At 56.9% G+C, this 22315-nt stretch carries 21 protein-coding genes; 16 read left to right on the forward strand and 5 right to left on the reverse strand.

What is annotated here, in order from left to right:
* The first annotated feature begins 23 nt into the window (after positions 1 to 23).
* The 5 genes from F1381_RS06645 to F1381_RS06665 all read left to right on the forward strand — a co-directional run bounded on the left by F1381_RS06645 (position 24) and on the right by F1381_RS06665 (position 5819).
* The gene (locus F1381_RS06645) at positions 24 to 2375 is read left to right on the forward strand and encodes an ABC transporter permease (RefSeq protein WP_151734037.1); all 2352 of its coding nucleotides are present in this window, start codon (positions 24 to 26) and stop codon (positions 2373 to 2375) included.
* A gap of 86 nt (positions 2376 to 2461) precedes the next feature.
* Complete coding sequence (locus F1381_RS06650; RefSeq protein WP_151734038.1) at positions 2462 to 3238, forward strand: ABC transporter ATP-binding protein; 777 nt, start codon at positions 2462 to 2464, stop codon at positions 3236 to 3238.
* 61 nt (positions 3239 to 3299) lie between these two features.
* A complete protein-coding gene (locus F1381_RS06655) occupies positions 3300 to 3980 on the forward strand; it encodes a response regulator transcription factor (RefSeq protein ID WP_151734039.1) in 681 nt (226 codons plus the stop codon).
* A complete protein-coding gene (locus F1381_RS06660) occupies positions 3967 to 5250 on the forward strand; it encodes a sensor histidine kinase (protein ID WP_151734040.1) in 1284 nt (427 codons plus the stop codon). Before F1381_RS06655 ends, F1381_RS06660 begins: the two co-directional genes overlap by 14 nt.
* Positions 5251 to 5294: 44 nt before the next feature.
* Positions 5295 to 5819 (forward strand): cupin domain-containing protein, encoded by a 525-nt coding sequence (locus F1381_RS06665; RefSeq protein ID WP_151734041.1) that lies wholly within the window; start codon positions 5295 to 5297, stop codon positions 5817 to 5819.
* A gap of 392 nt (positions 5820 to 6211) precedes the next feature.
* On the opposite strand, the gene F1381_RS06670 is transcribed toward F1381_RS06665, so the two are convergent.
* Entirely contained in the window at positions 6212 to 6415 is a 204-nt protein-coding gene (locus F1381_RS06670) for a TOBE domain-containing protein (RefSeq protein WP_151734042.1), read from the reverse strand.
* A gap of 288 nt (positions 6416 to 6703) precedes the next feature.
* On the opposite strand from F1381_RS06670, the gene F1381_RS06675 reads away from it, so the two are divergent.
* The 4 genes from F1381_RS06675 (at position 6704) to F1381_RS06690 (ending at position 10308) form a co-directional block, all read left to right on the forward strand.
* Positions 6704 to 7687: an aldo/keto reductase gene (locus F1381_RS06675; RefSeq protein WP_151734043.1), complete on the forward strand. Its 984-nt coding sequence runs from the start codon at positions 6704 to 6706 to the stop codon at positions 7685 to 7687.
* 1047 nt (positions 7688 to 8734) lie between these two features.
* Positions 8735 to 9136, forward strand: coding sequence for an NUDIX hydrolase (locus F1381_RS06680; RefSeq protein ID WP_151734044.1), 402 nt, complete (start codon positions 8735 to 8737; stop codon positions 9134 to 9136).
* Positions 9137 to 9294: 158 nt separating this feature from the next.
* The gene (locus F1381_RS06685) at positions 9295 to 9720 is read left to right on the forward strand and encodes a DMT family transporter (protein ID WP_151734045.1); all 426 of its coding nucleotides are present in this window, start codon (positions 9295 to 9297) and stop codon (positions 9718 to 9720) included.
* 84 nt (positions 9721 to 9804) lie between these two features.
* On the forward strand, positions 9805 to 10308 hold the full coding sequence (locus F1381_RS06690; protein WP_151734046.1) for a DMT family transporter: 504 nt from the start codon (positions 9805 to 9807) through the stop codon (positions 10306 to 10308).
* A 378-nt stretch (positions 10309 to 10686) separates the two neighbouring features.
* Here the strand turns inward: F1381_RS06690 and F1381_RS06695 are convergent, their stop codons facing one another.
* Both F1381_RS06695 and F1381_RS06700 read right to left on the reverse strand, forming a co-directional pair.
* Entirely contained in the window at positions 10687 to 11733 is a 1047-nt protein-coding gene (locus F1381_RS06695) for an anthranilate phosphoribosyltransferase (RefSeq protein WP_151734047.1), read from the reverse strand.
* Positions 11734 to 11745: 12 nt separating this feature from the next.
* Positions 11746 to 12342 carry an ANTAR domain-containing response regulator gene (locus F1381_RS06700; protein WP_151734048.1) on the reverse strand — a complete coding sequence of 199 codons (597 nt, stop codon included), beginning with the start codon at positions 12340 to 12342 and terminating at the stop codon, positions 11746 to 11748.
* A gap of 350 nt (positions 12343 to 12692) precedes the next feature.
* On the opposite strand from F1381_RS06700, the gene nirB reads away from it, so the two are divergent.
* The 5 genes from nirB (at position 12693) to F1381_RS06725 (ending at position 17572) form a co-directional block, all read left to right on the forward strand.
* On the forward strand, positions 12693 to 15116 hold the full coding sequence (gene nirB / locus F1381_RS06705) for a nitrite reductase large subunit NirB (protein WP_151734049.1): 2424 nt from the start codon (positions 12693 to 12695) through the stop codon (positions 15114 to 15116).
* 27 nt (positions 15117 to 15143) lie between these two features.
* Positions 15144 to 15455 carry a nitrite reductase small subunit NirD gene (gene nirD / locus F1381_RS06710; protein WP_151734240.1) on the forward strand — a complete coding sequence of 104 codons (312 nt, stop codon included), beginning with the start codon at positions 15144 to 15146 and terminating at the stop codon, positions 15453 to 15455.
* Between the two features lie 29 nt (positions 15456 to 15484).
* Positions 15485 to 16354 carry a formate/nitrite transporter family protein gene (locus F1381_RS06715; RefSeq protein ID WP_151734050.1) on the forward strand — a complete coding sequence of 290 codons (870 nt, stop codon included), beginning with the start codon at positions 15485 to 15487 and terminating at the stop codon, positions 16352 to 16354.
* Positions 16351 to 17118 (forward strand): uroporphyrinogen-III C-methyltransferase, encoded by a 768-nt coding sequence (gene cobA, locus F1381_RS06720; RefSeq protein ID WP_151734051.1) that lies wholly within the window; start codon positions 16351 to 16353, stop codon positions 17116 to 17118. The genes F1381_RS06715 and cobA overlap by 4 nt, the downstream gene beginning before the upstream one ends.
* A 133-nt stretch (positions 17119 to 17251) precedes the next feature.
* Positions 17252 to 17572 (forward strand): iron-sulfur cluster biosynthesis family protein, encoded by a 321-nt coding sequence (locus tag F1381_RS06725; protein ID WP_151734052.1) that lies wholly within the window; start codon positions 17252 to 17254, stop codon positions 17570 to 17572.
* An 87-nt stretch (positions 17573 to 17659) separates the two neighbouring features.
* On the opposite strand, the gene F1381_RS06730 is transcribed toward F1381_RS06725, so the two are convergent.
* Positions 17660 to 18418 (reverse strand): SDR family oxidoreductase, encoded by a 759-nt coding sequence (locus F1381_RS06730; RefSeq protein ID WP_151734053.1) that lies wholly within the window; start codon positions 18416 to 18418, stop codon positions 17660 to 17662.
* A gap of 257 nt (positions 18419 to 18675) precedes the next feature.
* On the reverse strand, positions 18676 to 19434 hold the full coding sequence (locus F1381_RS06735) for an SDR family oxidoreductase (RefSeq protein ID WP_151734054.1): 759 nt from the start codon (positions 19432 to 19434) through the stop codon (positions 18676 to 18678).
* 213 nt (positions 19435 to 19647) lie between these two features.
* Here F1381_RS06735 and F1381_RS06740 point away from each other — a divergent pair, with 213 nt between their 5' ends.
* A complete protein-coding gene (locus F1381_RS06740) occupies positions 19648 to 20265 on the forward strand; it encodes a TetR/AcrR family transcriptional regulator (protein WP_151734055.1) in 618 nt (205 codons plus the stop codon).
* A 33-nt stretch (positions 20266 to 20298) separates the two neighbouring features.
* Complete coding sequence (locus F1381_RS06745) at positions 20299 to 22242, forward strand: sedoheptulokinase (RefSeq protein ID WP_246187945.1); 1944 nt, start codon at positions 20299 to 20301, stop codon at positions 22240 to 22242.
* Positions 22243 to 22315: the final 73 nt, after the last annotated feature.

Below are 22315 nucleotides of genomic sequence, written 5' to 3' on the forward strand. Positions count from 1 at the left end.
AAGGAAAGGGGCTACTCATTATCATGTTTCTGAAGATTCTCAAGAAAGATCTGCAGCGCAAAAAAACAATGAATCTGGTGCTGCTGGTACTGGTCATCCTGGCGTCAACCCTCGTGGCAAGCGGTACTAATCTGCTGTATACGACCTCGACAGCGATCAGCAGCTTCATTGACAAGAGCAATATCGCCGATCTCATTGTCACGACAGCGGACGATCAGCAAACCAATAGTTCCGTCAGTGCATGGGCAGAGGGGCAGCAGAATATTAAAGCCGTATACTCGCAGCCGCTGATCAATGTCCAGGCGAGGCAAATCGGGCTGCCGGAAGGACGCAAGGGAATATCCACCAACGTTGGCCTGCTGTTGTCCACGGTACCGGATGAGATCAATCTGGTCTTCGGCGAAAATAACGGCAGCCTGACGCTGAAGCCCGGGGAGATCGCCCTGCCGGTCAGCCTCAAGAATGCCACCGGTCTCGAGGCCGGTGAGGTGATGGAGTTTCGCCTGGCGGGTGTGACCAGAACCTTCAAGGTGGCCGCATTCTTTAAAGATGCTTATCTGGGCTCCGATCTGCTGACCATCAAACGGATGATGATCTCCGGAGAAGATTTCGCGGCCATCCGCAGCGGTGTGGCAGCTGAAACCTTATCCAAGCTCTGGAGCTTCGTAGCTACTTCGGGAACGCCTGGCGGAACGTTGTCCGCCGAGCTTGCCAAGGCGGGCATCCAGGTCACCTTTGAAATTGATAAAAGCCTTGTCAGCGCCTCATTCATGATCGACCGGATCATTGCAGCGCTGATTGTAGCGATCAGTCTGTTCCTGATCTGCATAGCCTTTCTCACCTTGCGCTTCACCATTGTGTCGACGCTGCAGGATGAATACCGGAGCATCGGCATTATGAAGGCGATCGGCTTCCGCAATTATAGCATCAAGCAGCTGTATCTGATTAAATATCTGGCGCTCTCCGCCGTCGGCGGGGCTGTGGGCCTGATGCTCAGCCTGCCGTTGACCCGGGCGCTGTCACGCAGCATATCGCAGTATATTATCGTGCCGGAGAGCTTCGCCGGTGATGTGGTTGCCGCAGGCAGCGTCATTGTCACCGTAGTGGTCATATTGCTGTTCTGCCTGCAGTGTATGCGCGCCATCGGCAGAGCTTCAGCCATTGATGCCATCCGTCTGGGACATACGGGAGAGCGGTTCGGTAAAATGCGGATCGTCCGGCTGCACCGCAGCAGGCTGCTGCCGCCGACGGTCGTGCTGGCCCTGAGCGACGTTCTGGGCAAGCTGCGCAGCTACACGACCCTCATCATAACAGTCGTGCTCAGCACGGCCGTGATGATTATCCCGATAAACCTGATCCATACGATTTCCGAGCCCTCCTTTATTGAGTATTTCGGTACGGCGCCGGCGGATTTCTACACCAAGAGCGAGATCGCCGATGTAACGCTGTCTGAAGTCCATGCCGAAATGGACCGGATCAGCCAGGTGTTTAAGGAGCATGATTACGCAGTGTCTATGTCTGTGGATTACACCTTTGTGACGAAATACATTTCAGATGACGGTGAAGATAGCCGGAACATCGGCGGCATCAAAAGTGAACCGGCAGCGCAGCACGCCTATCTGGACGGCGTAAGCCCGAAGCTGGACAATGAGATTGCCATCACCAGCATCATGTCCGAGAATTATCACAAGCAGCCTGGAGACAGCATTATGTTCGAGATTGACGGGCAGAAGCGCACGTTTCTGATTACCGGAATTTTTCAAACGATCTCTAATGAAGGTTACATGGTGCGCGTATCTGAACAGTTCGTACCCAAGATGGTAAACAGCTATCAATTCGGCGGTAGCATTGACGTTCCGGATAAACAGAAGCCTGAGATCGTAGCTAAGATGAAAGCGGAATTGCCTGAGCTTGAAATTAAAAGCGCGGAAGATATGCTGTCTGTAGTGCTCGGCGGGTTCATGGGTCAGCTGCAGAGTGTCAAAGTGATGCTGATCGGCATTGTGTGCCTCATTGTCTTCTTCATTGCCAGCCTGTTCGTCCGGCTGCTGATTGCCAAGGAAGTGCGGGGGATTGCGGTCATGAAAAGCCTGGGCTTCACCGGCGGACAAATCCGGCAATGGCAGATGCTCCGCATTCTGCTGCTGATGCTGGGTTCGCTGGTGGTGGGGGTTCTCGCAGCCAATCTGCTGGGCGAGCGGCTGTTCGGCGTCATCTTCCGGATGTTCGGTCTAACTCATATTGAGTTCGTGATTTCTCCGCTGGAGGTCTATCTGCTCTATCCGGCGCTGCTGCTGGCGGTGGTCGTGCTCGCTGTCTACACCAGCTGCGGCCAGATTAAGCGGGTGCAGGTCTGGAATATGAACATGGAATAAAATAACCCCGCAAAGTGGAGCTTTGCTTCGAAATGGAATCAGGGGCTCCCTGCTATAAGACTAAAGAGATATTGGAGGAATTAGCTATGAACGCTGTCCTGGAAGTCAACAACCTGTGCAAGACGTACATTGTCAACAAAGCGCAAAACCATGTGCTGCGGAATATCAGCTTTAGCCTGGAGCAAGGGGAATTCGTCTCGGTTATGGGACCTTCCGGGTCAGGAAAGTCTACCCTGCTGTACACGGTAAGCGGGATGGACCGTTTGACCGCCGGCGAAGTGATTTTTGACCGGCAGAATCTGTCGGGGCTAAGCGATAAGGAAATGGCCGAAATCCGGCTGCAGCGGATGGGCTTTATTTTTCAGCAAATGGTGATGCTCGGCAATCTGTCGGTGTATGATAATATTATTCTGGCAGGCTATCAAAGTCTGCAGCATAAAGGCAACACCCGCACCCGCAGTCAGGTGAACGAGCATGCCGACCGGCTAATGCGCAAGCTGAACATTATGGATCTGGCCGGGCATGACATTACGGAGGTGTCGGGCGGACAGCTGCAGCGGGCCTGTATCTGCCGTTCCCTGATCAATGAACCGAAAATGCTGTTCGCCGACGAACCGACAGGTGCGCTTAATTCCCAGGCGGCCAAGGAAGTGCTGGAGGAGCTGAACCGGATCAACCGGGAAGGCACCAGCATTATGATGGTTACGCATGATGTGAAGGTAGCGGCCCAAACGGACAAGGTGCTGTACATGCTGGACGGAAATATCCAGGGCGAATTCTACTTGGGTAAATATAACGGTGAGGCAGAACTGCGGGAACGGGAACGCAGACTGAATGAATGGCTGATGGCAATGGGCTGGTAGACATAAGGGTTAGGCAGGCGTTGCCGTTAACGGAAGCCATGTCTGCCAAAGAGGGGGAACCATGGCGGATATATTGATGATCGAAGACAACCCGGAGCTGGCGGATGTGATCGGCGATTTTTTGCAGGCGGAGGGGTATTCCGTGCATACTGCGGCTACAGGCGAGGAAGGGCTTGCCTTTATGGAGCGGAGCCCGGTCAAGCTGCTGCTGCTGGATATTATGCTTCCCGGACTCGACGGGTTTGCCGTCTGCACCAAGGTCAGGGAACGGTATAACCTGCCGATATTGATCATGAGCGCCCGGCACGGTGACGACAACAAAATTATCGGGCTGGAGCTTGGTGCGGATGACTATCTGGAGAAGCCGTTTTCGGTGCAGCTGCTGACGGCTAAGGTGAAAGCGCAGCTGCGCCGCAGCTATGACATGAAGGCGGATAACCCGCTTCTGTCCGATGGGGATATCGTCGTTGACCGTGCCGCCTTGCAGGTATTCAAGAACGGCACGCCGCTGGCCATGACGATGAAAGAATACGAGCTGCTGGTGCTGCTGCTGGATCATCACGGCAAGGCGCTGCGCAAAGAGTGGCTGTTCCAGCAGGTGTGGGGGGCGGACAGCTTCAGCGAGCCGGCGACACTTACCGTACATATTAATAAGCTGCGCGACAAAATCGAGCATAACCCCAAGGAGCCCAAGCGAATCGTTACCGTATGGGGTGTCGGATACAAATATGAAACGGTTTAACCTACTGATTCTTTGGACGCTGATCACCGGTGTATCCTTGATAGGAGGCTTCTGGTTCTGGGCCCAGAGCGGGCTTGATTATGCTCGCAGCAAGGAATACCGGATCGAAGTTAACCGGATTCTAGGCGCAGTGCAAGAGGGGGCCGATCCGTCCGCTCTAAAGCTGCAGCAATCGGACTACCGGTACATCCGTAAGGTGAGGTGGATGGCTGAGGACAGCGGCGGCGAGCTGGAGACGTTTTTTGCCGGCGAGGGGGTGGCGGACCGGGAGGAATATACGGTGCGACCGGTTTATAACGGGGACAGACTGACCGGTTATTTGCAGTTGACCTACACCGTTCCCGAACCGGACCGCCGGGAGGTATGGGCAGCGGTTATGCTGCTGGCAGCGGCGCTGGCTGCAGTCCTGGGGCTGCTGCTGTATATCCGCGGCTCCATTATCCGGCCGTTTCATCAAATCGGCGAGCTCCCCTTTGCCTTGGCCCGCGGGCATCTTATGCCGGGTGTGAAGGAACAGAAGCACCGTTATTTCGGACGGCTGCTCTGGGGACTGGATGCACTGCGCGAAACGCTGGAGGCCCAGAAGCAAGCCAATATCCGGCTGCAGAAGGAACGGCAGACCTTGATTGCCTCGCTCTCACATGAGCTGAAGACACCTGTAGCCGCCATCAAGCTGTACGCCAGCGCGCTCTACGGCAACCTGTATAATGAGGAGGCGAAGCGTACAGAGACGGCCCGGCGGATCGGACAGCAGGCGGAGATCATTGAAGGACAGATTGCAGAGCTGATTACGGCCTCGTCTTCGCCGCTGCAGGAGATCGACGTCCGGAACCATGAGTTTTATTTGAGCGACTGGCTGCAAAAAGTCGTCCACAACCACCGGGAAAGACTGGAGCTGCGCAAAATCCGGCTGGAAACCGGCCCCTATGAGGACAAGCTGCTGCGCGGCGATGCGGATAAGCTGCAGGAGGTCCTGGACAACCTGCTCGACAATGCAGTGAAATACGGCGACGGGGGGAGGATCCGGCTTTCTTTCCGCGTGGAGGAGTACCGTCAGCTGATTGAAGTGGAGAATAGCGGAACGCCGCTTTCCCCGGCGGAGCTGCCGCATATCTTCAGCAGCTTCTGGCGCGGCTCGAATGCCGCCGGCAAGCCGGGGAACGGTCTTGGCCTGTACCTCTCCAGGCAGCTGATGCGGCAGATGGACGGGGATTTGTATGCCGAGAGCAGGGAGCAGGGCATGATCTTTGTGTTGGTTCTGCGCTTCTGAGGGTAATGATATGCGGAAGTTATTAAACCAGGAGGCTGATAGTGATGAACCCGGTCAAGCCCATCTCTGCTTCAGAGCTTGCAGTGAAGACCTTTCAGTTTCAGGATGACGGCCTAGTGCCGAATAACCCGCGGCTGCCTGTGCTAGTCTACCCCGGCGTATTGCAGGAGCAGCCGGAAGCGGCTGAAGAGCTGTTCAACCGCAGCGGCTGGGGGAACAGCTGGCAGAACGGCGTGTTCGATTACCATCACTACCACGGCAACTCGCATGAGGTGCTCGGCGTGATGTCGGGCAGCGCCCGGCTCCAGCTTGGCGGTGAGCAAGGGGCCGTTCTGGAGGTGAGCGCCGGCGATGTGCTGGTCCTGCCCGCCGGCACGGGCCATAAGCGCCTGTCGGCCAGCAGCGATTTCCGCGTGGCAGGGGCCTATCCCGGCGGGATTGACTACAACACCCGCCGGGACCATGCCGCCGATCACGCTGCGGCGCTGGCGGAGATTCCCTGCGTGCCGCTGCCGGACAGCGATCCGGTCTACGGTGAGCAGGGACCGCTGCTGGAGCGGTGGAGCTAAACAAAAACGTGTCGGATTAGTTGGAAATCCGCCACCTATTTCAGCTCAAATGAAGATATTAGCAGAAGTAGTTGGATAATCGCACCTAATGCGGATGAAAGTACGCCGTTGTCCTGATAAAGTTCAAATTAAGTGGCGATAATCGAATTAAAGTTATGCAATCCGTAAAAACGGCAAAATTAGTGTGCGAAAATCCAACTATTGCCTTGACCCATCCAACCTATGACTACCAATTGGCAGCTGAATCGACCAATATATAATAATACCGGAAAACCCAAGCCCCAAAACCGCAAGGAGCCTGAACCTTGCCGCTGACAGCGGTGGTCCAGGCTCCTTGGGCCGGTTCAGCACGCGGGTGAAGCGGCGGATTAAGGTGACGGTGATCTGCGCATTTACGCCATCAGCAGCACAGAAGAGGCTTTGATGACAGCGGTAACGCTTGAGCCTTCCTGCAGTTCCAGCTCGCGGAGCGCTTCACTGGAGATGATAGAGGTGATCTGCTGCCCACCGGTGTCAACGACGACCTTCGAGTTGACTGGCCCTTCTTCGATCGATACAACGGTCCCGGCGAACTGGTTTCTGGCACTGATCTTCATGTTCATCCATCCTTTCGTCCTGCTAAAGTAATGATCTATTTAGCGATTCTGGATGTATAATGTCTAAAAGTTCAGCAATGGCTTGGAGATTATGGTCGAACTTAAACTAATAATATCTTAAAATCACTAAATATAACAAGATTTAACTATGACTGAAAGGAGAAGCGATATGCATTCTTGTTAAAGTAAACGCTTCAAATTGTACTGGACCTTCTGTGTACATGCGTACATAATAGAAAAGAGCATTATTACTGAACTTATCTTTGAGCGTATGAGGAGGCAGCTTAGATGAAGTACCGTGAACTGGGCAATACCGGTCTTAAGGTAAGCGAAGTGAGCTTTGGCACATGGGCCATTGGCGGAGACTGGGGAACGAGCAGGGATGAAGACGGGCTGAAGGGGCTGGCCCTGGCGATGGAGCAAGGGGTCAATTTCTTCGACACCGCCGATGTGTACGGCTCCGGCCATGCCGAGGAGCTGCTTGCCAAGGCCACCAAAGGCAAAGAGGATGAAATCCATATTGCCACGAAATTTTGCCGCGCCGGCGATATCCATGATCCGGACACCTATTCGGAGCGGCACGTGCGCGAATATTGCGAGCAGAGTCTGCGGCGGCTGCAGCGGGAAGCCATTGACCTGTATCAGATTCACTGTCCGCCGATTGAGATCCTGCGTGACGGCAGTGTGTTTGGGGTGCTGGACCGCTTGAAGCAGGAGGGCAAAATCCGTCATTACGGTGTCTCCGTAGAGACCGTCGAGGAAGGATTGCTCTGTCTGGAGGCTCCGGGTGTACAGGCGCTGCAGGTGATCTTCAACCTCTTCCGCCAGCAGCCGGCGCTTGCGCTGCTGCCCCGGGCTGAGGCGCAGGGTGTGGGCATTCTGGCCAGACTGCCGCTCGCCAGCGGCCTGCTTACCGGGAAGTTCAAGGAGGACAGTACATTTGAGGCCAGCGACCACCGGAACTATAATGCCAACGGCGATGCCTTTAATGTAGGCGAGACCTTCGCCGGCCTGCCGTTCCGCAAAGGGGTGGAGCTGGCGCGCAGCCTGGAGTGGATTGCCGAAGGCCGGGGCAATATGGCCCGTGCCGCTATGCGCTGGATTCTGGACCACCCGGCCGTCAGCTGCGTCATCCCCGGCTTCAAGAATGAAGCCCAGGTCACAGACAATCTCCGGACTCTTGAAGCCCCGGCTTATACAGCGCAGGAAATGGAGCAGCTTACCATGTTTTACCGTGATGAAGTGGCGCCTCATATCCGCGGCGGGGTGTAACGGCTGAAGCAAGCCGGATGAACAAATCGAGCAGCAGGTATAACCTTTGGCTCCGCTTTGCGGGGCCTTTTGGCATGTCTGGGGAGTGGGTTTCGGGACTAATTGATATTGGCGATTGCCCACTCGCCTGCCTGATCTTTGGTGAAGAAGTAAGTGATTCCTTGATTCGGAAGACTGCGGTCCGCATGGTCATAGAACATATATTGAACCTCTTTCCCGCTGAAAAAACGCTTCCCGCAGATAGCCGCCTTTCTGTAAAAAAGTATTGAAGCCCGCTGTATCGCTGGCCGCATAAACAGTTGCGGATGAGGGCAGATTCTTCAGGGAAGACTAATCACCAAACAAATTGAAAGCGGCAGCCTCGACGGGACAGTAACATCCCAGGCTGCCACTTGTAACTGTTTCCTTCGCGACAGAAAGATCATCACTGCCCATTACTAAATACAAAATGTTCTCAAAACAATAACCAGCAGGATATAGAGCACCAGTATGGTCGTGGTAGATGTAAACATGGGATAACATCCTTTATCATAGCTCACGGCAAACACCTCCTTTGAACTACCACAATATACTCTGAAACCATCCCGAATGTATGTGTGATCACCTATAAAAAGGGGATTTCGCCGCCTTTGTTGTTAGTACAAAGTTGGAACCGGAGAGCAATTGAAGGAAACAATCTCACGAAGTGCAATGGAATAACTATTCCATCTTCCGCCAAAAAATCTGTACCCGTAAGCTCTTGATTCTCCGACAGCCGTCAAATAAAACCAGAATTGATCTCCATTTCTAAGCCACATATATGTGAAACGGTACAAACAGTTTTGGAGTCCCCAGGGATTCGCCGGTTGTGTATAGGGCATAAACCAAAATTCACTCCTTATTGGAATTAGACGTATAACCATTTTATGCTCTGAGCCGAAGCCCCGTTTGGGTGTATGCCCGGGGGCAATGCAAGGACATATTCATTCAGGACATATGTCCTTTATTCTCCGCTTCAAATGCGTTTAAATACATAGAGATGAAGGAACCGAGAAAAGAGGGATTGTGATGAGCGCAAACATCGACAAAGTAGCCTGGATTCATGTGGTGGACGGCAAGGTACTGGGCGCCCGTTCCAAGGGCAAGGATACCTGGTACTTTCCGGGCGGCAAGCGGGAGCCGGGTGAGACGGACGGACAGACGCTGATCCGGGAGATCAGCGAAGAACTGAGCGTACGTATCCGGCCGGACAGCATCCGACCGTTCGGCAAGTTCGAGGCGGCGGCGCACGGCAAGGCCGAAGGGATCAGCGTCGTCATGACCTGCCTGACTGCCGACTATGACGGCGAGCTGGTGCCGGCCGCCGAGATCGAGGAACTCGGCTGGCTCACTTCCGGCGACCGCGATAAGGTATCGGCGGTGAGCCGGCTGATTTTTGACCGGCTGCAGGAAATGAAGCTGCTCTCCTAGCACATTGGATATAAGCCCGCCTGTTGGCCGGTCCGCCGGCTGAAGGCGGGTTTTTCGCGCCGTGGCGTGCGATTTTGAAATGAAGGACATATGTCCTTTCTTAATCTGAGCCGGATGACGTTTAATAAGATCAGAGATCATAAAGGGAGAGACAGAACATGAGAGGGATTATATTCGCTATACTGGCAGGAGCCTGCATCACGCTGCAGGGGGTGGCCAATGCCCGGATCAGCCAGGATATCGGCACTTGGCAGGCTGCGACCATTACTCAATTCACCGGGTTCATTCTGGCGCTTGTCATTCTGCTGTTCGCGCGCGATGCCCGCAAGCAGGGCTTCAGGCAGGTGAAGCCGCTGTATTTGTTCGGGGGTGCTTTTGCTGCCATCATTATTTTCAGTGAAGTAACGGCGATCCGGAACATCGGGGTTACGTTTACGATATCGGCGCTGCTGATCGCCCAGCTGTTCCTGACCTTCGTCATCGACAGCCGGGGATGGTTCGGGGTTGTAAAGCAGAAGATGCGCCTGCCGCAATTCATCGGTATCGGCCTCATGATTGCAGGCGTTATTATTCTCAAGCTGTAGTCAGCACAGAAGGCTTGCCGCGTCCCGGCAAGCTTGCGGGCGCAATAGTTAGGAAGAATGGCAAACATGAAGGAGTGAAGCAATATGATTATCGGTCTGATACTGGCTCTGATCGCGGGATCGCTGGTCAGCCTGCAAAACATATTCAACACCAAGGTCAACCAGCACACGGGTTCCTGGTCAACCACTACACTGGTGCTGGGCATGGGTTTTATCGCCTCGCTGGTGATGGGACTTATCTTTGAGGGGGCGGACATGTTCACCCTCCGGCACATGGAGCTCTGGTACTGGTTCAGCGGAATCATCGGAGTGGGCGTCGTGATCTGCCTGGTACAGGCCACGAAGCTGCTCGGCGCAACCTACGCCATCTCAATCGTGCTGACTGCCCAGCTCGGCACTGCGCTGCTGTGGGATTCGCTCGGCTGGCTCGGGCTGGAGAAGGTGCCGTTCACCTGGAACCAGCTGATCGGCGTGCTCGTGATCGTCGTCGGCATCCTCGTCTTTAAGCTCGGTGGGGCAGACGCCCCGGAGCAGGAAAGCGCGGAGAGCGCCAAGCCTGAGCAGCGCAAAGCGCTGCAGGCGAAATAAGGCGCAGCAGCCAGCATAGCATGCGGGAAGAATATAGCCAGGTCAATAACGGGTCAAAGCCAGATCAGCCGCGTAACGGTATTGATCTGGCGTTTTTGCTGTTATGCAAATTGATTTTGCGGATCAACTTAATATTTAGTTGGAAAATCGCCACCTAATTTCAACTGTTTGGAGCTATCAACACACTTAGTTGGAAAATCACCACTTAATCAGGAGGTGAATGGATCATTACACTAATATCGTTGAAATTAAGTGGCGATAATCGATTTAGATGGCTGAAATCCGTAAGAACGGCAGAATTAGTGTGCGAAAATCGAACTATTTGTATGGACGCGAATAATGTGCTTCCCCTTTCAGAGCTGCTCATATCAGGGCCGTTCAAACCGGGCCCAGGCTGGGCGCCTTGCTGCCGAGCAGCGAGCTGCGCCATCTGGTGTATGCGGCCCAGGCTGCGCCGTTATCCAGCAGGTCCTTGCAGGTGTACACGCCTTCCTCGATCGAATTGACCTTGCCGGCCAGATGCAGGCGGGCCGCACCGTTCAGCAGCGTCTGGTTGTAGAAGGCCATATGGCCGCCGCCCTGCAGCACCGCTTCGGCCGTCTGCAGCTGCAGCTTCGCGTTCCACTCCAGCTCGGGCACTTCCATCTCCAGCCCGAGCGCTTCCGGGTCGATCAGATCGAGCTCGGCGCGGCCGCCGGCAATCCGGTATACCCGGTTCGGGCGGTCGATATAGAGATCCTCGGAGCCCTCGACGCCCTGCACGACAAGCGCCCGCTCGTAGCCGAGCTTCAGGATCAGCCGGGACATCCGGTCGAACACCGTGTTGTGGAAGATGCCGATCACTAGGGCAGGGGAGCAGGCATAGTCGATCAGCTTCTCAGCCGTATTAAAAATAGTGCGCATCCCGATATCTACGCGCAGCCCGCGCAAAGCATCCAGCGCCGGGCACCATACCTCGGGCCGGGCGAACAGCACGCCGCCGCTGCGTGCGGCAGCAACAGCCGCCTCCCGGTCAAGCCCGCCGGGATCAATGCTGGATTCCCGGATGAGATCCTGCAGCGTCACGCCCCATTTCGGCGGCAGCGCAGGTGCGCCGTGCAGCGTTACGGGCAGCCCGGCAGCTGCCAGCAGGAAGGCCGCCGGAAACGTGGCAATGAAGGAATGCTTCCGGCCGTCATACGGGCCGGCGCAGTCCAGCCCCCGGTGGACGGGCTCGCGGTAAGCGTAGCGCCGGCAGACGGCGACGAACGCCTCCAGTTCCTCGATGCTTTCCAGCTTCATCCGTTCGGCGATCAGGAACGCGCCGATCTGTACGGGAGAGGCGGTTCCGCCAAGGATGGCCTCCGCCGCAACTTCCGCTTCCTCATAGTTTAGATCACGGGCACCGCGTTTTCCTCTGGCCACTTCTTTCAGTATATTAATCATCGTATTATCTCCTTAAGTTTGATCCTGCAGCAGCTGATAGACCTTGACAATCGAGGTGGCGACATCGACCATCCGCTTGCGTTCATTCATCGCCTGCTTGCGCAGCAGATCATAGGCTTCCGACTCGCTGATGTTCTTGGCTTTGGACAGGATGCCTTTGGCCATATCGATCCATTTGCGTTCTTCGATGCGGGCTAGCAGCTGCTCCCGCTCCCGGTGCCACTCCTGGCGCTCCATGCTGCTTCTGGCGGCGAAATGGAGGATCCAGTGGATTTCCGGCGGCTGCATGGCGGGCGAGAGAATGCCATCCACAATAATGTTCTCGTCGCAGGCGGTAGCCGACAGATTCGCACTGTGCTTCGTACACCACCAGAGGATGGGGGGCGCCTTAAGCTGCAGCAGACTGCTGCGCCAAGCCATCAGCTCGGTCACGGGCAGATGCAGGATGGCGGCATCCGCGTCACGCAGCAGCGGCAGGGCTTCATCCACGTTAGAAGCCGTGTGCACGACATAGCCGCAGGAGCGGAGGAGCGGACCGGGCCGATCCGGCGAGCGCGCTTCTGCGGAATTCTCTGTGATAACTTGATCGATAACCAACAGGGAATGCATAGAGTAACGCTCCTTTATCGGTCTATAACGAAAGTATAATTTCGTATGATTAGCTTTGAAACAAGCCGGATAATCAAGGATGATGTTATATTATATAACACAAAAACCGCCGAATTGTCGATAAATTAATTAAATAAAAATTTATATGTCATAATTATTGACGTTTTGTTTTGACCTGTTGTATAGTCGATGTAGTTCAATAAATCATCAGACGGATACAACGGCGTATCCGGCTTGAAGCGGCAATGGCGCCTGCTTTTACATTCTTAAGCACCGGGAACAGTATGTTCTGCGGGGGATGTGAAGCGGGCTTTTTGGTTTGTTTTCGATACAGAGAGGAGAGAACCCTTATGTCAGCTGCACGCAAACAACTGGTACTCGTCGGCAACGGAATGGCGGGCGTCCGCACGATTGAGCATTTGCTGAAACTGGCTCCGGAGGCGTACGACATCACCATTATCGGCGCGGAGCCGCATCCCAACTATAACCGGATCATGCTGTCCTCCGTCCTCGCCGGCGGGGCAAACATGGAAGAAATCATCATCAATTCTTATGAATGGTACAGCAGCAACGGCATTACCCTCCATACCGGCCATATGGTGACAAGCATTGATACAGAGAACCGGAGGGTGCATACCGATCAGGGAGTGGCGGCCCACTACGATGAGCTGATCCTGGCGACCGGCTCCAATCCGTTCATGCTGCCGCTGCCGGGAGCGGATAAGGAAGGCGTGATTGCATTCCGCGATATCAACGACTGCCACATGATGCAGGAGGCTTCCCGGACGTTTAAGAAGGCCCTGGTCATCGGCGGCGGGCTGCTGGGACTGGAGGCGGCGCGGGGCCTGCTGCATTTAGGAATGGAAGTGTCCGTGGTGCACCTGCACGATTACATCATGGAGCGCCAACTGGATGAGACGGCGGCCGTGATGCTCCGCAAGGAGCTGGAAGCGCAGGGGATGAAGTTTCTGCTGAAGAAGCAATCCGAAGCGATTCTCGGCAAAAAAAGAGTCAAAGGCCTTCTGTTCGCAGACGGCGAAACGGCCGAGGCGGACCTGATTGTGATGGCGGTCGGCATCAAGCCGAATGTGGAGCTGGCCCGGCAAAGCGGCATCGCCGTGAACCGCGGAATCATAGTGGACGACTACATGAAGACGAATATTCCCGGCATTTCTGCGGTGGGGGAATGCGCGGAGCACCGCGGCATCGCCTACGGACTGGTCGCGCCGCTGTATGAGCAGGGCGCCGTGCTGGCGAAGAGGCTGGCAGGAGCGGCTACAGACGGCTACGAAGGTTCGGTGACCTCCACCAAGCTGAAGGTGTCCGGCGTCGATGTGTTCTCGGCCGGGCAGTTCACGGAGCAGCCGGGAACCCGGGCGCTGCGGGTCCAGGATGAGCTGGACGGAACGTATAAGAAGCTGGTGATCCAAGGCGACAAGCTGGTCGGGGCGGTATTGTTCGGCGACACGGGCGACGGAGCGGAGCTGTTCTCCATTATCAAGAAAGGCGAAAGCATCCAGGGCCGGGAAAAAGAACTCCTGCTCGGCATTCCCGGCGGCGTGCCCGCCAGGGGCAGCCGTCTCGCGGCCATGGCCGACGACGAGATCATCTGCGGCTGCAACGGCGTCTCCAAGGGGACGATTGCCGAAGCGATTCAGACCGGCGGCTGCACCAGCGTCGGCCAGATCAAGGCCTGCACTAAAGCGTCCGCATCCTGCGGCGGGTGCAAGCCGCTGGTGGAAGAGATGCTGCAGCTGTATGCCGGGGACAATGCGGTCACAGTCAAAGAAGGCATCTGCGGCTGCACTTCACTCACCCGCGATGAGATCGTCGCCGAGATGAAGCGGATGGAGCTGAAGACGGTCAAGGAAGTGATGCATGTGCTGGATTGGAGCAATCCGGAGGGCTGCGCCAAATGCCGTCCTTCTCTCAATTACTACCTCGGTATGCTGTGGCCGGAGGATTACATTGACGAGAAGGAATCGCGCTTCACGAACGAACGCTATCACGCCAATATTCAGAAGGATGGTACCTACTCCGTTGTGCCGCGGATCTACGGCGGGGTCACCTCTCCGGCGGAGCTGATCAAGATCGCGGAGATCGCCGCCAAATATGACGTCCCGATAGTCAAGTTCACCGGCGGACAGCGGCTCGACCTGCTCGGCGTGAAGAAGGAGGACCTTCCGAAGATGTGGGAGGAGCTGGATATGCCTTCAGGGCATGCCTACGGCAAGACGCTGCGTACGGTCAAGACCTGCGTCGGTTCGACCTTTTGCCGGTTCGGCACCCAGGATTCCATCGGCATGGGCATCCGGCTGGAGCAGACGTTCGAGCGGCTGAACACCCCGGCCAAGGTCAAGCTGGCCGTCTCCGGCTGCCCCCGCAACTGTGCGGAAGCGACGATCAAGGATTTCGGCGTCGTCGCCATCGACGGCGGCTGGGAGCTGCATGTCGGCGGCAACGGCGGTGTGCATGTGCGGGCGACAGACCTCTTGTGTGTTGTGAAGACGGATGACGAAGTGCTGGAATGGGCGTCCGCCTTCCTGCAGTATTACCGCGAGAATGCGGCCTGGAACGAACGCACGTCGCAGTGGGTGGAGCGCGTCGGCCTGGACAGCATCAAGGCGGCGCTGGAATCCCGCGAGGAGCGGCTGGCGCTGCAGGAGCGGATTCTGAAGACGCTCAGCCTGACCACCGATCCGTGGAAGCAAATCGTGAACGAGCCGGAGCTGCGCAAAAATTTCGAGCCGATTCCGCAAGCGGAAACGGTATAAACCATACAGGAGGGGTTAGCCATGACGATGACCAAGGTGCTTGTCGGCAATGTAGCGGATATCGACATCCGGGGCTCGCGCAAGGTGCAGATGGGCGGGCTGGAAATTGCGCTGTTCCGTCTCAGCAGCGGGGAAGTGCGGGCGGTGGAGAATAAATGCCCCCACAAAGGCGGGCTGTTATCGGAAGGGATGGTCTGCGGCTCTAAGGTGCACTGTCCGTTGCATGACTGGCGGATTGAGCTGGGCAGCGGCGAGGTGCAGGCCCCGGATACCGGACATGTCAAGACCTACGAGGTGGAAATTGAGCAGGGCAGCGGCCGCATCTATCTGACGCTTTAACACCAACAATGGAGCAGGGGGAGAAGTCCATGGATTATGTAAAACCAAATGAAGTGCTGTCCGCGATGATCGACGCCGGCAAAGCCAAGGCGGAATTGAGCGTCCTGCAGCTGGTCGTGCGCGGCGCCCTCGGCGGAGCGATTCTGGCCTGCGCGACAACCCTGGCTTATACCGCTACTGCCCAGACGGGTCTGCCTCTGGTGGGCGCCATCCTGTTCCCCGTCGGATTCGTGATGATTATTCTTTTGGGCCTTGAACTGGTCACAGGCAGCTTCGCGCTGGTTCCCTTGGCGGTACTGGAGAAGCGCACGACCACCCCGCGCATGCTGCGCAACTTCTTCTGGGTCATTATCGGGCACTTGCTGGGCTGCGCGGCTTACGCCGCGCTGTACGGCCTTACCTTAACCAAGATGGGCACGGATATGTCGAATCCGCTGGTTCAGACCTTGATCACAACGAGCGAGGCCAAGACTGTGGCCTACCAGGCGATGGGCGGCGACGGTATCCTGCTGGCGTTCATCAAGGCGGTGCTCTGCAACTGGATGGTAACGCTCGGCGCCGTGCTGGCGATGACCTCCAAATCGACCGCCGGCAAGATCGCGGCGATGTGGCTGCCGATCCTGACCTTTTTTGCCCAGGGCTTCGAGCATACGGTGGTCAATTTCTTCGTCATTCCGGCAGGCATGCTCCTGGGCGCTCCGGTCACTTTCTCCGACTGGTGGGTCTGGAACGGCGTGCCGGTGCTGCTGGGCAACTTCGCCGGAGGCATGCTGTTCACAGGCATGCTGCTGTATCTGTCGCATAAGGGACTGAAGCAGGGGTCACCGCTTGTGGATTTGCCGCTGCGGAGCGAAGAAGCCGTCGCCGTCAAGGCCCCGGTCCTGGAGAAAAGCCTATGAGACCAGGAATGATTTCGATTGTCGGGGCGGGCCCTGGCGATCCTGAACTGATTACGGTAAAAGCGCTGCGCCGGATCCAAAGCGCGGATGTCATTCTGTATGACCGGCTGGTGAATGAGGAGCTGCTGGAATCCGCCCGGCCCGAAGCGCTGCGCATTTATTGCGGCAAGGCGCCCGGGCGGCATTCCATGCCCCAGGAAGCGATAGAGCGCCTGATGCTGGAGCATGCAGCCATGGGCAAGCATGTGGTTCGCCTCAAGGGCGGCGACCCGCTCGTCTTCGGACGGGGCGGGGAGGAGGCGCTGGCCGCTGCCGCAGCGGGAATCGCGTATGAGCTCATCCCCGGCATTACGTCGGCCATCGGGGCGGCGGCTTCCGCCGGCATTCCGCTGACCCACCGGGGCGCTGCCGCCTCCTTCGCGGTAGTGACCGGCAGCCGCTGTCAGGAGCACAGCGCTCCGGTGAATTGGGCAGCGCTGGCCCATGGCGCCGATACGCTGGTGATTTACATGGGCATGGCGAACCTCGGCGAGATTCGCGCGCAGCTGCTTCAGCACGGCAAGAGCGCAAGCACCCCCGCCGCGCTGATTGAGAACGGCACGACCGCAAGGGAACGGACAGTGACGGGTACGCTCGGGACCATCGACAAGCTTGCGGCGGTTATGAAAATCAGCAATCCGGCGCTGATTGTGATCGGTGAAGCGGTGAAGGTGCGGGAGCAGCTGCTTAGCTTGCAGCAAGAGGTGCGCGCGCAGATTGGCTAGAGTCCAGAGTGATGATTGTCACAAATAATGTGACCATAGTCACACTGCAAAGGTTGAACTTGGGGCTATACTTGCGCCATAATAGAGATGTAGTACTAGATATGGCATCCTGTAGCTGAAGGAGCGAGTAGCTATGCATATTCAATTGGACCCGTTGACGGAAGGCCGGCTGAGAGAGAGTCTGGGCGGCAGACCGGGATATTTTAAAATCTTCTACGATACCGAGGATTGCGGCTGCAACGGTATGCTGGTCATCCGCATTGTCGATGAGCCAAGCCCGACGGACATCCGCTTCCAGGAAGAGCCGTTTGTGTTCCTGTGCGACCGCCAGCAGGAGCAGCAGTTTGACCCGGTGCTGCGGATTGAGGCTGATCCCGGTTATCCTTCCTTTAAAGTGACCAGTGACGCTGCGCTGTACGGCAGCAACATCCGCATCCAGGATAAGCGTAAATAAGCACGTGTTAACCAAAGAGCCGTTGTCCCGGATAAAGGGAACAACGGCTCTGCCTGCATTTGGGGCCGGGTGCTCACGCCGGCTTGCTCAGTAGGCCGACCAGCCGCCGTCGGCGGTGACGACCGTGCCGTTAATGAAGCTGGACGCATCCGAGGCGAGGAATAAGGCCAGCGCCGCGATCTGCTCCGGCTTGCCGGTCGCCGGATTGAGCGCCAGTCCGGGCTGCGTGCGGCCCATGCCGAATTCATTGATCCCGGTCATCGACGCGCCGATATTGGTCTCGACGCCGCCCGGAGCGATGGCATTGCAGCGGATGCCCGACTTGGCATACATAAACCCGGTGTTCTTGGTGAAGCCGACCACCGCATGTTTGGTTGCGGTATAGGTGGCCCCGGCCCGCGCGCCGTACAGCCCGCCGACCGAAGCCACGTTGATGATGACGCCGTACTGCTTCTCCAGGAAGACCGGCAGCGCCTTGCGGGTGGCCCGCATCACCGAAGTTGTGTTCACCGCAAAGATCCGTTCCCAGTTCTCATCCTTGATGTCCCCGGCCGGCTCGAAATTGTCCATGATGCCGGCATTGTTGACCAGAATGTCGAGCGTGCCGTATGTGCTGACCGCCGTATCAATCAGACGCCCGATATCGGCCTCGGCCGCCACATCGGTTTTGACGGCCAATGCGTCTCCGCCGTCCGCCTTGATGGCCTCCGCCACCGCACCGGCCGCTTCTTCGTGAATATCGGAGACGACCACCTTGGCCCCTTCTTTGGCATACAGCACCGCAATGGCTTTGCCCATGCCGGACGCCGCACCTGTAACGATCGCCACTTTACCCTTAAGCTGCATAAGGAACTCCTCCATTGAATCGAATTTGCAATGATCTTCCAGCTATCAGTATCTATAGATTCTATTTCTTTTATTCCGTCTATTGCTGACCGGGTGTGACGGATATGGGGATTTATCAGGTGGTCAACCCCGGTGCAAGGGAGGTGATTCATAGCTGTCTTGAATGTTTGCTGACAAGCGGACGCGAAAGAGCGATTGGAACCGCAAATAAGCCGCCAATATCCACGGGCGGCCCAAGTTCTGCAGAATCTATAAGATCAATAAGCGCTCCAGCCGCCGTCGGCGGTGATTACGGTGCCGTTCACAAAGCTTCCCTCGTCGGAAGCGAGGAACAGTGCGACCTTGGCGATTTCCTCCGGCTTGCCAAGCCGCGGGTTAAGGCCTAAGCCCGGCTGGGTTCTGGCCATGCCGAATTCGCTGATGCGGGTCATCGACGCGCTGATGTTGGTTTCCACGCTGCCCGGCGCAATGGCATTGCAGCGGATGCCCTGCTGGGCATACATAAATCCGGTGTTCCGGGTAAAGCCGACGACCGCATGCTTGGACGCGGTGTAGGTGGCTCCGGCGCGTGCGCCGTTCAGCCCGCCGGCGGAAGCGACATTGACGATGACGCCGCTTTGCCGTTCCAGGAAGATCGGCAGCACTTTGCGGGTGGCCCGCATCACGGAGGTGGTGTTCACGGCGAAGATCCGCTCCCAGTTCGCGTCCTCAATCTCGCCGGCCGGCTCGAAATTGTCCATGATCCCGGCGTTGTTGACCAGAATATCCACGGTGCCGTAGGTGCTGACAGCGCTGTCAATCAAGTGCTGGATATCTTCTTCGACGGCGACGTTGGTCTTGACGGCAACCGCTTCGCCGCCTGAGGCCTTAATTTGCTCCGCAGTGTTCTCAGCCGCCTCCAGGTTGATATCGGATACGATTACTTTGGCGCCTTCCTGCGCATACAGAATGGCAATGGCTTTACCCATGCCCGAAGCGGCTCCTGTTACCACGGCTACTTTGTCCTGAAGCTTCATCTATAATACCCTCCATCTCTTAGTAGGGGTTCCGGTACAAATCTGCCTGAGTGCTGCACTCCCCGGCTTGCATCCCCTAGTCTCAAATTTAGTATAATTAATTTTAATTAATATCTTCAATATGCAAAATTGAGTATGATTGTTTGTTAACGAACAGATTTTTGCTTTTTGTTGATTTTCTATCCAGAAGCTTGCGGAGGAGGCAAGGGCGCGATGACTACAGCTCCGGTCCAGGACAGACGGATTCACAAATCCAAGGCGGCCCTCAAGGAAGCTTTGATTCATCTGTTGCAGCAGAAGGAATTCCGGATGATTTCCATTACGGACATTGTGCAGGAGGCGGATTTGAACCGCGGAACTTTTTATAAGCATTATCAATATAAGGAAGAGCTGTTGGAGGACATCTCCCGCGATGTGCTGGCGGATTTGATTCATTCTTACCGTGAGCCTTACGAGGGCAGCGATACCTTTGAAATCGGCAAAATGGGTGCAAGCGGCATCAAAATCTTTGACCATGTGCAAAGGCACGCCTATTTCTATACACTCAGCATCCGCTCCAGTGCGCTGGCCGCATTCCGGGAACAGATGATTCTTGTGCTGAAAAAGCTCTCGCTGCAGGATCTCGGCGATTCGCCGCGCCGGCCCGAGCAACTCGACCGCGGGCTGCTGGCCGGCTATCATGCCTATGCCATTCTTGGTATGATAATGGAATGGGTCAATGACGGGTTTAGACACAGTCCGGCTTATATGGCGGAGCAGCTGGCACAGATTGTGCAGCTGGATACAACGGATGTCATTATCAGGCCCCACATTGCCGAGCTGCGCGGCTAAAGCCGGCTGGAACAGGGAGAGTATGCGGTGAAGATGATTGGAGTGGATATTGGTACAACCTCGATTACGGGGCTGGTCTATAATTGCAAGCACAAGTCTGTGCTTGTTTCCGGTACAGTAACGGGGGAAACGGAAATCGGCAGCGGTCAGGCGTGGGAACGTCTGCAGGACCCGGAGATCATTCTCCGCCGGGTGCTGCAGCTGCTCGGACAATTGCAGCTGCAATATCCCGATATTGCCGGCATCGGGCTCACCGGCCAAATGCACGGTATTGTTTATACGGATAAGGAAGGGCAGCATGTCAGTCCGCTTTATACTTGGCAGGACGGCCGGGGAGGGCTGGCCTATGACGATGCCCGCAGCTATGCCGGGCACCTAAGTGCCGTGACCGGGACCATCGTGGCTCCTGGCTACGGGCTGGCGACGCATTACTACAACGAGCGGCAGGGACTCGTTCCGCCTGAGGCGGTCAGCTTCTGCACCATCGCGGATTATGTGTCGATGCGGCTGACCGGCCGGAAGTCACCGCTGATCGAAGCGACCCAGGCCGCCGGCATCGGCGGCTTCGACCTGCAGCTCGGGGATTTCCAGCGGAGCGGGCTGGAGCAAGCCGGCATTCGGCTGGAGCTTCTGCCGGAGATTGCTCCTTCCGGATCGCTGATCGGGCATACGCCGCGGGGAGTTCCGGTGTTCACATCCGTGGGCGATAATCAGGCCAGCTTCATGGGCAGCGTCCGCCGGCCCGCTGACACGGCGCTGGTCAATATCGGTACAGGCAGCCAGCTGTCGGTGTGGCTGGAGGACGCCGCCGCTGCCGCTGCAATTTCTGCGGAGGGGATGGAGCTGCGCCCGTATCCCGGCGGCGGAGCGCTGCTGGTCGGTGCCGCACTAAGCGGCGGAAAGTCTTATGCGCTGCTGGAGAGCTTCTTCCGTCAGGTGATCGGGGCGTATACAGGCCATGCACCGGGAGAGCTGTACAGCTTCATGGAATGGCTGGCGCACAGTGAGCCGGGGCCTGCGGGCGGGCTTACGGTGAACACGCAGTTCCTGGGCACCCGGCGCGACCCCGGAGCCCGCGGCAGCATCTCGGGAATTTCCCCGGACAACTTTACGCCCGGCAGCTTCATTCATGGTTTTCAGCAGGGAATGGTCGATGAGCTGTATAGCTTCTACGAACAGATCCGGAAGAGTACGGATCTGGAATTCACAGCCGTGACCGGCTCCGGCAACGCCCTGCGGGCCAACCCGGCGTTATGCGCCAAGGTGCAGGCGACCTTCGGATTGCCGCTCCTGATGAGCGCGGCCAAGGAGGAGGCCGCAGTGGGGGCTGCGCTGTATGCGGCTGTGGCTGCGGGCGGGATTCCGGGCTTCATCGAAGCCGGGCGCCGCCTGCCTTCCGCAGCCGCCGCCGGAGCTTCAGGGCCTGTGCATCCGCCATTCAGCCGTCCGGAAGCGCCCGTGAGCCCGCAGCATCCGCCGCTGGATGCAGAGACCCGGGCGCGGCTCATGCGGACCTACGGTTTAACTCCCCGGGAGCAGATCATCCGGATCCAACCGGGAGCTTCCATCGGTCCGCTGATTCTCGGCCTGACCCGGGCGGAGCTTGAGGCGGCCGCCGAAGCTTATCCAGGCTTCTATAAGGCGGAGTTTGACGAAGACGGCCGGGCGGTCTTTATTGAGATTGCCGATCCCGGTGAAGGGTACATTTGCCGTCTGCCGGACTGTGAAGCCGATCTGTTCCACACCAAGGCCGAGGAGCTGATCCCGCTGCTGGACGACCTGTCGCCGTATGACCGGGAGGATCCTGAATTGGGATATACCTACCGCTTTCCGGATCTCGGGGTAACCTTTTGGCGGCCTATTGCTCTTACTGAGGCGGATTTATTGACTGAGGAATACCTGGCGCTGCCGCCTGATATTTTGGAGGACGAGAAGCGTCAGCTATATTTTGAGAGCATTTCGGTCTGGAAGGTGTAGCTGTTCCATATCCCGGAATTCACCCTGCACGCAGTTAGCGGCGCAGGGTTTTTGGCGTGCGGATCTCCTTGCC

It is taken from the genome of Paenibacillus tengchongensis (assembly GCF_008973665.1).
In the GTDB taxonomy this organism is placed as follows: domain Bacteria; phylum Bacillota; class Bacilli; order Paenibacillales; family Paenibacillaceae; genus Paenibacillus_AQ; species Paenibacillus_AQ tengchongensis.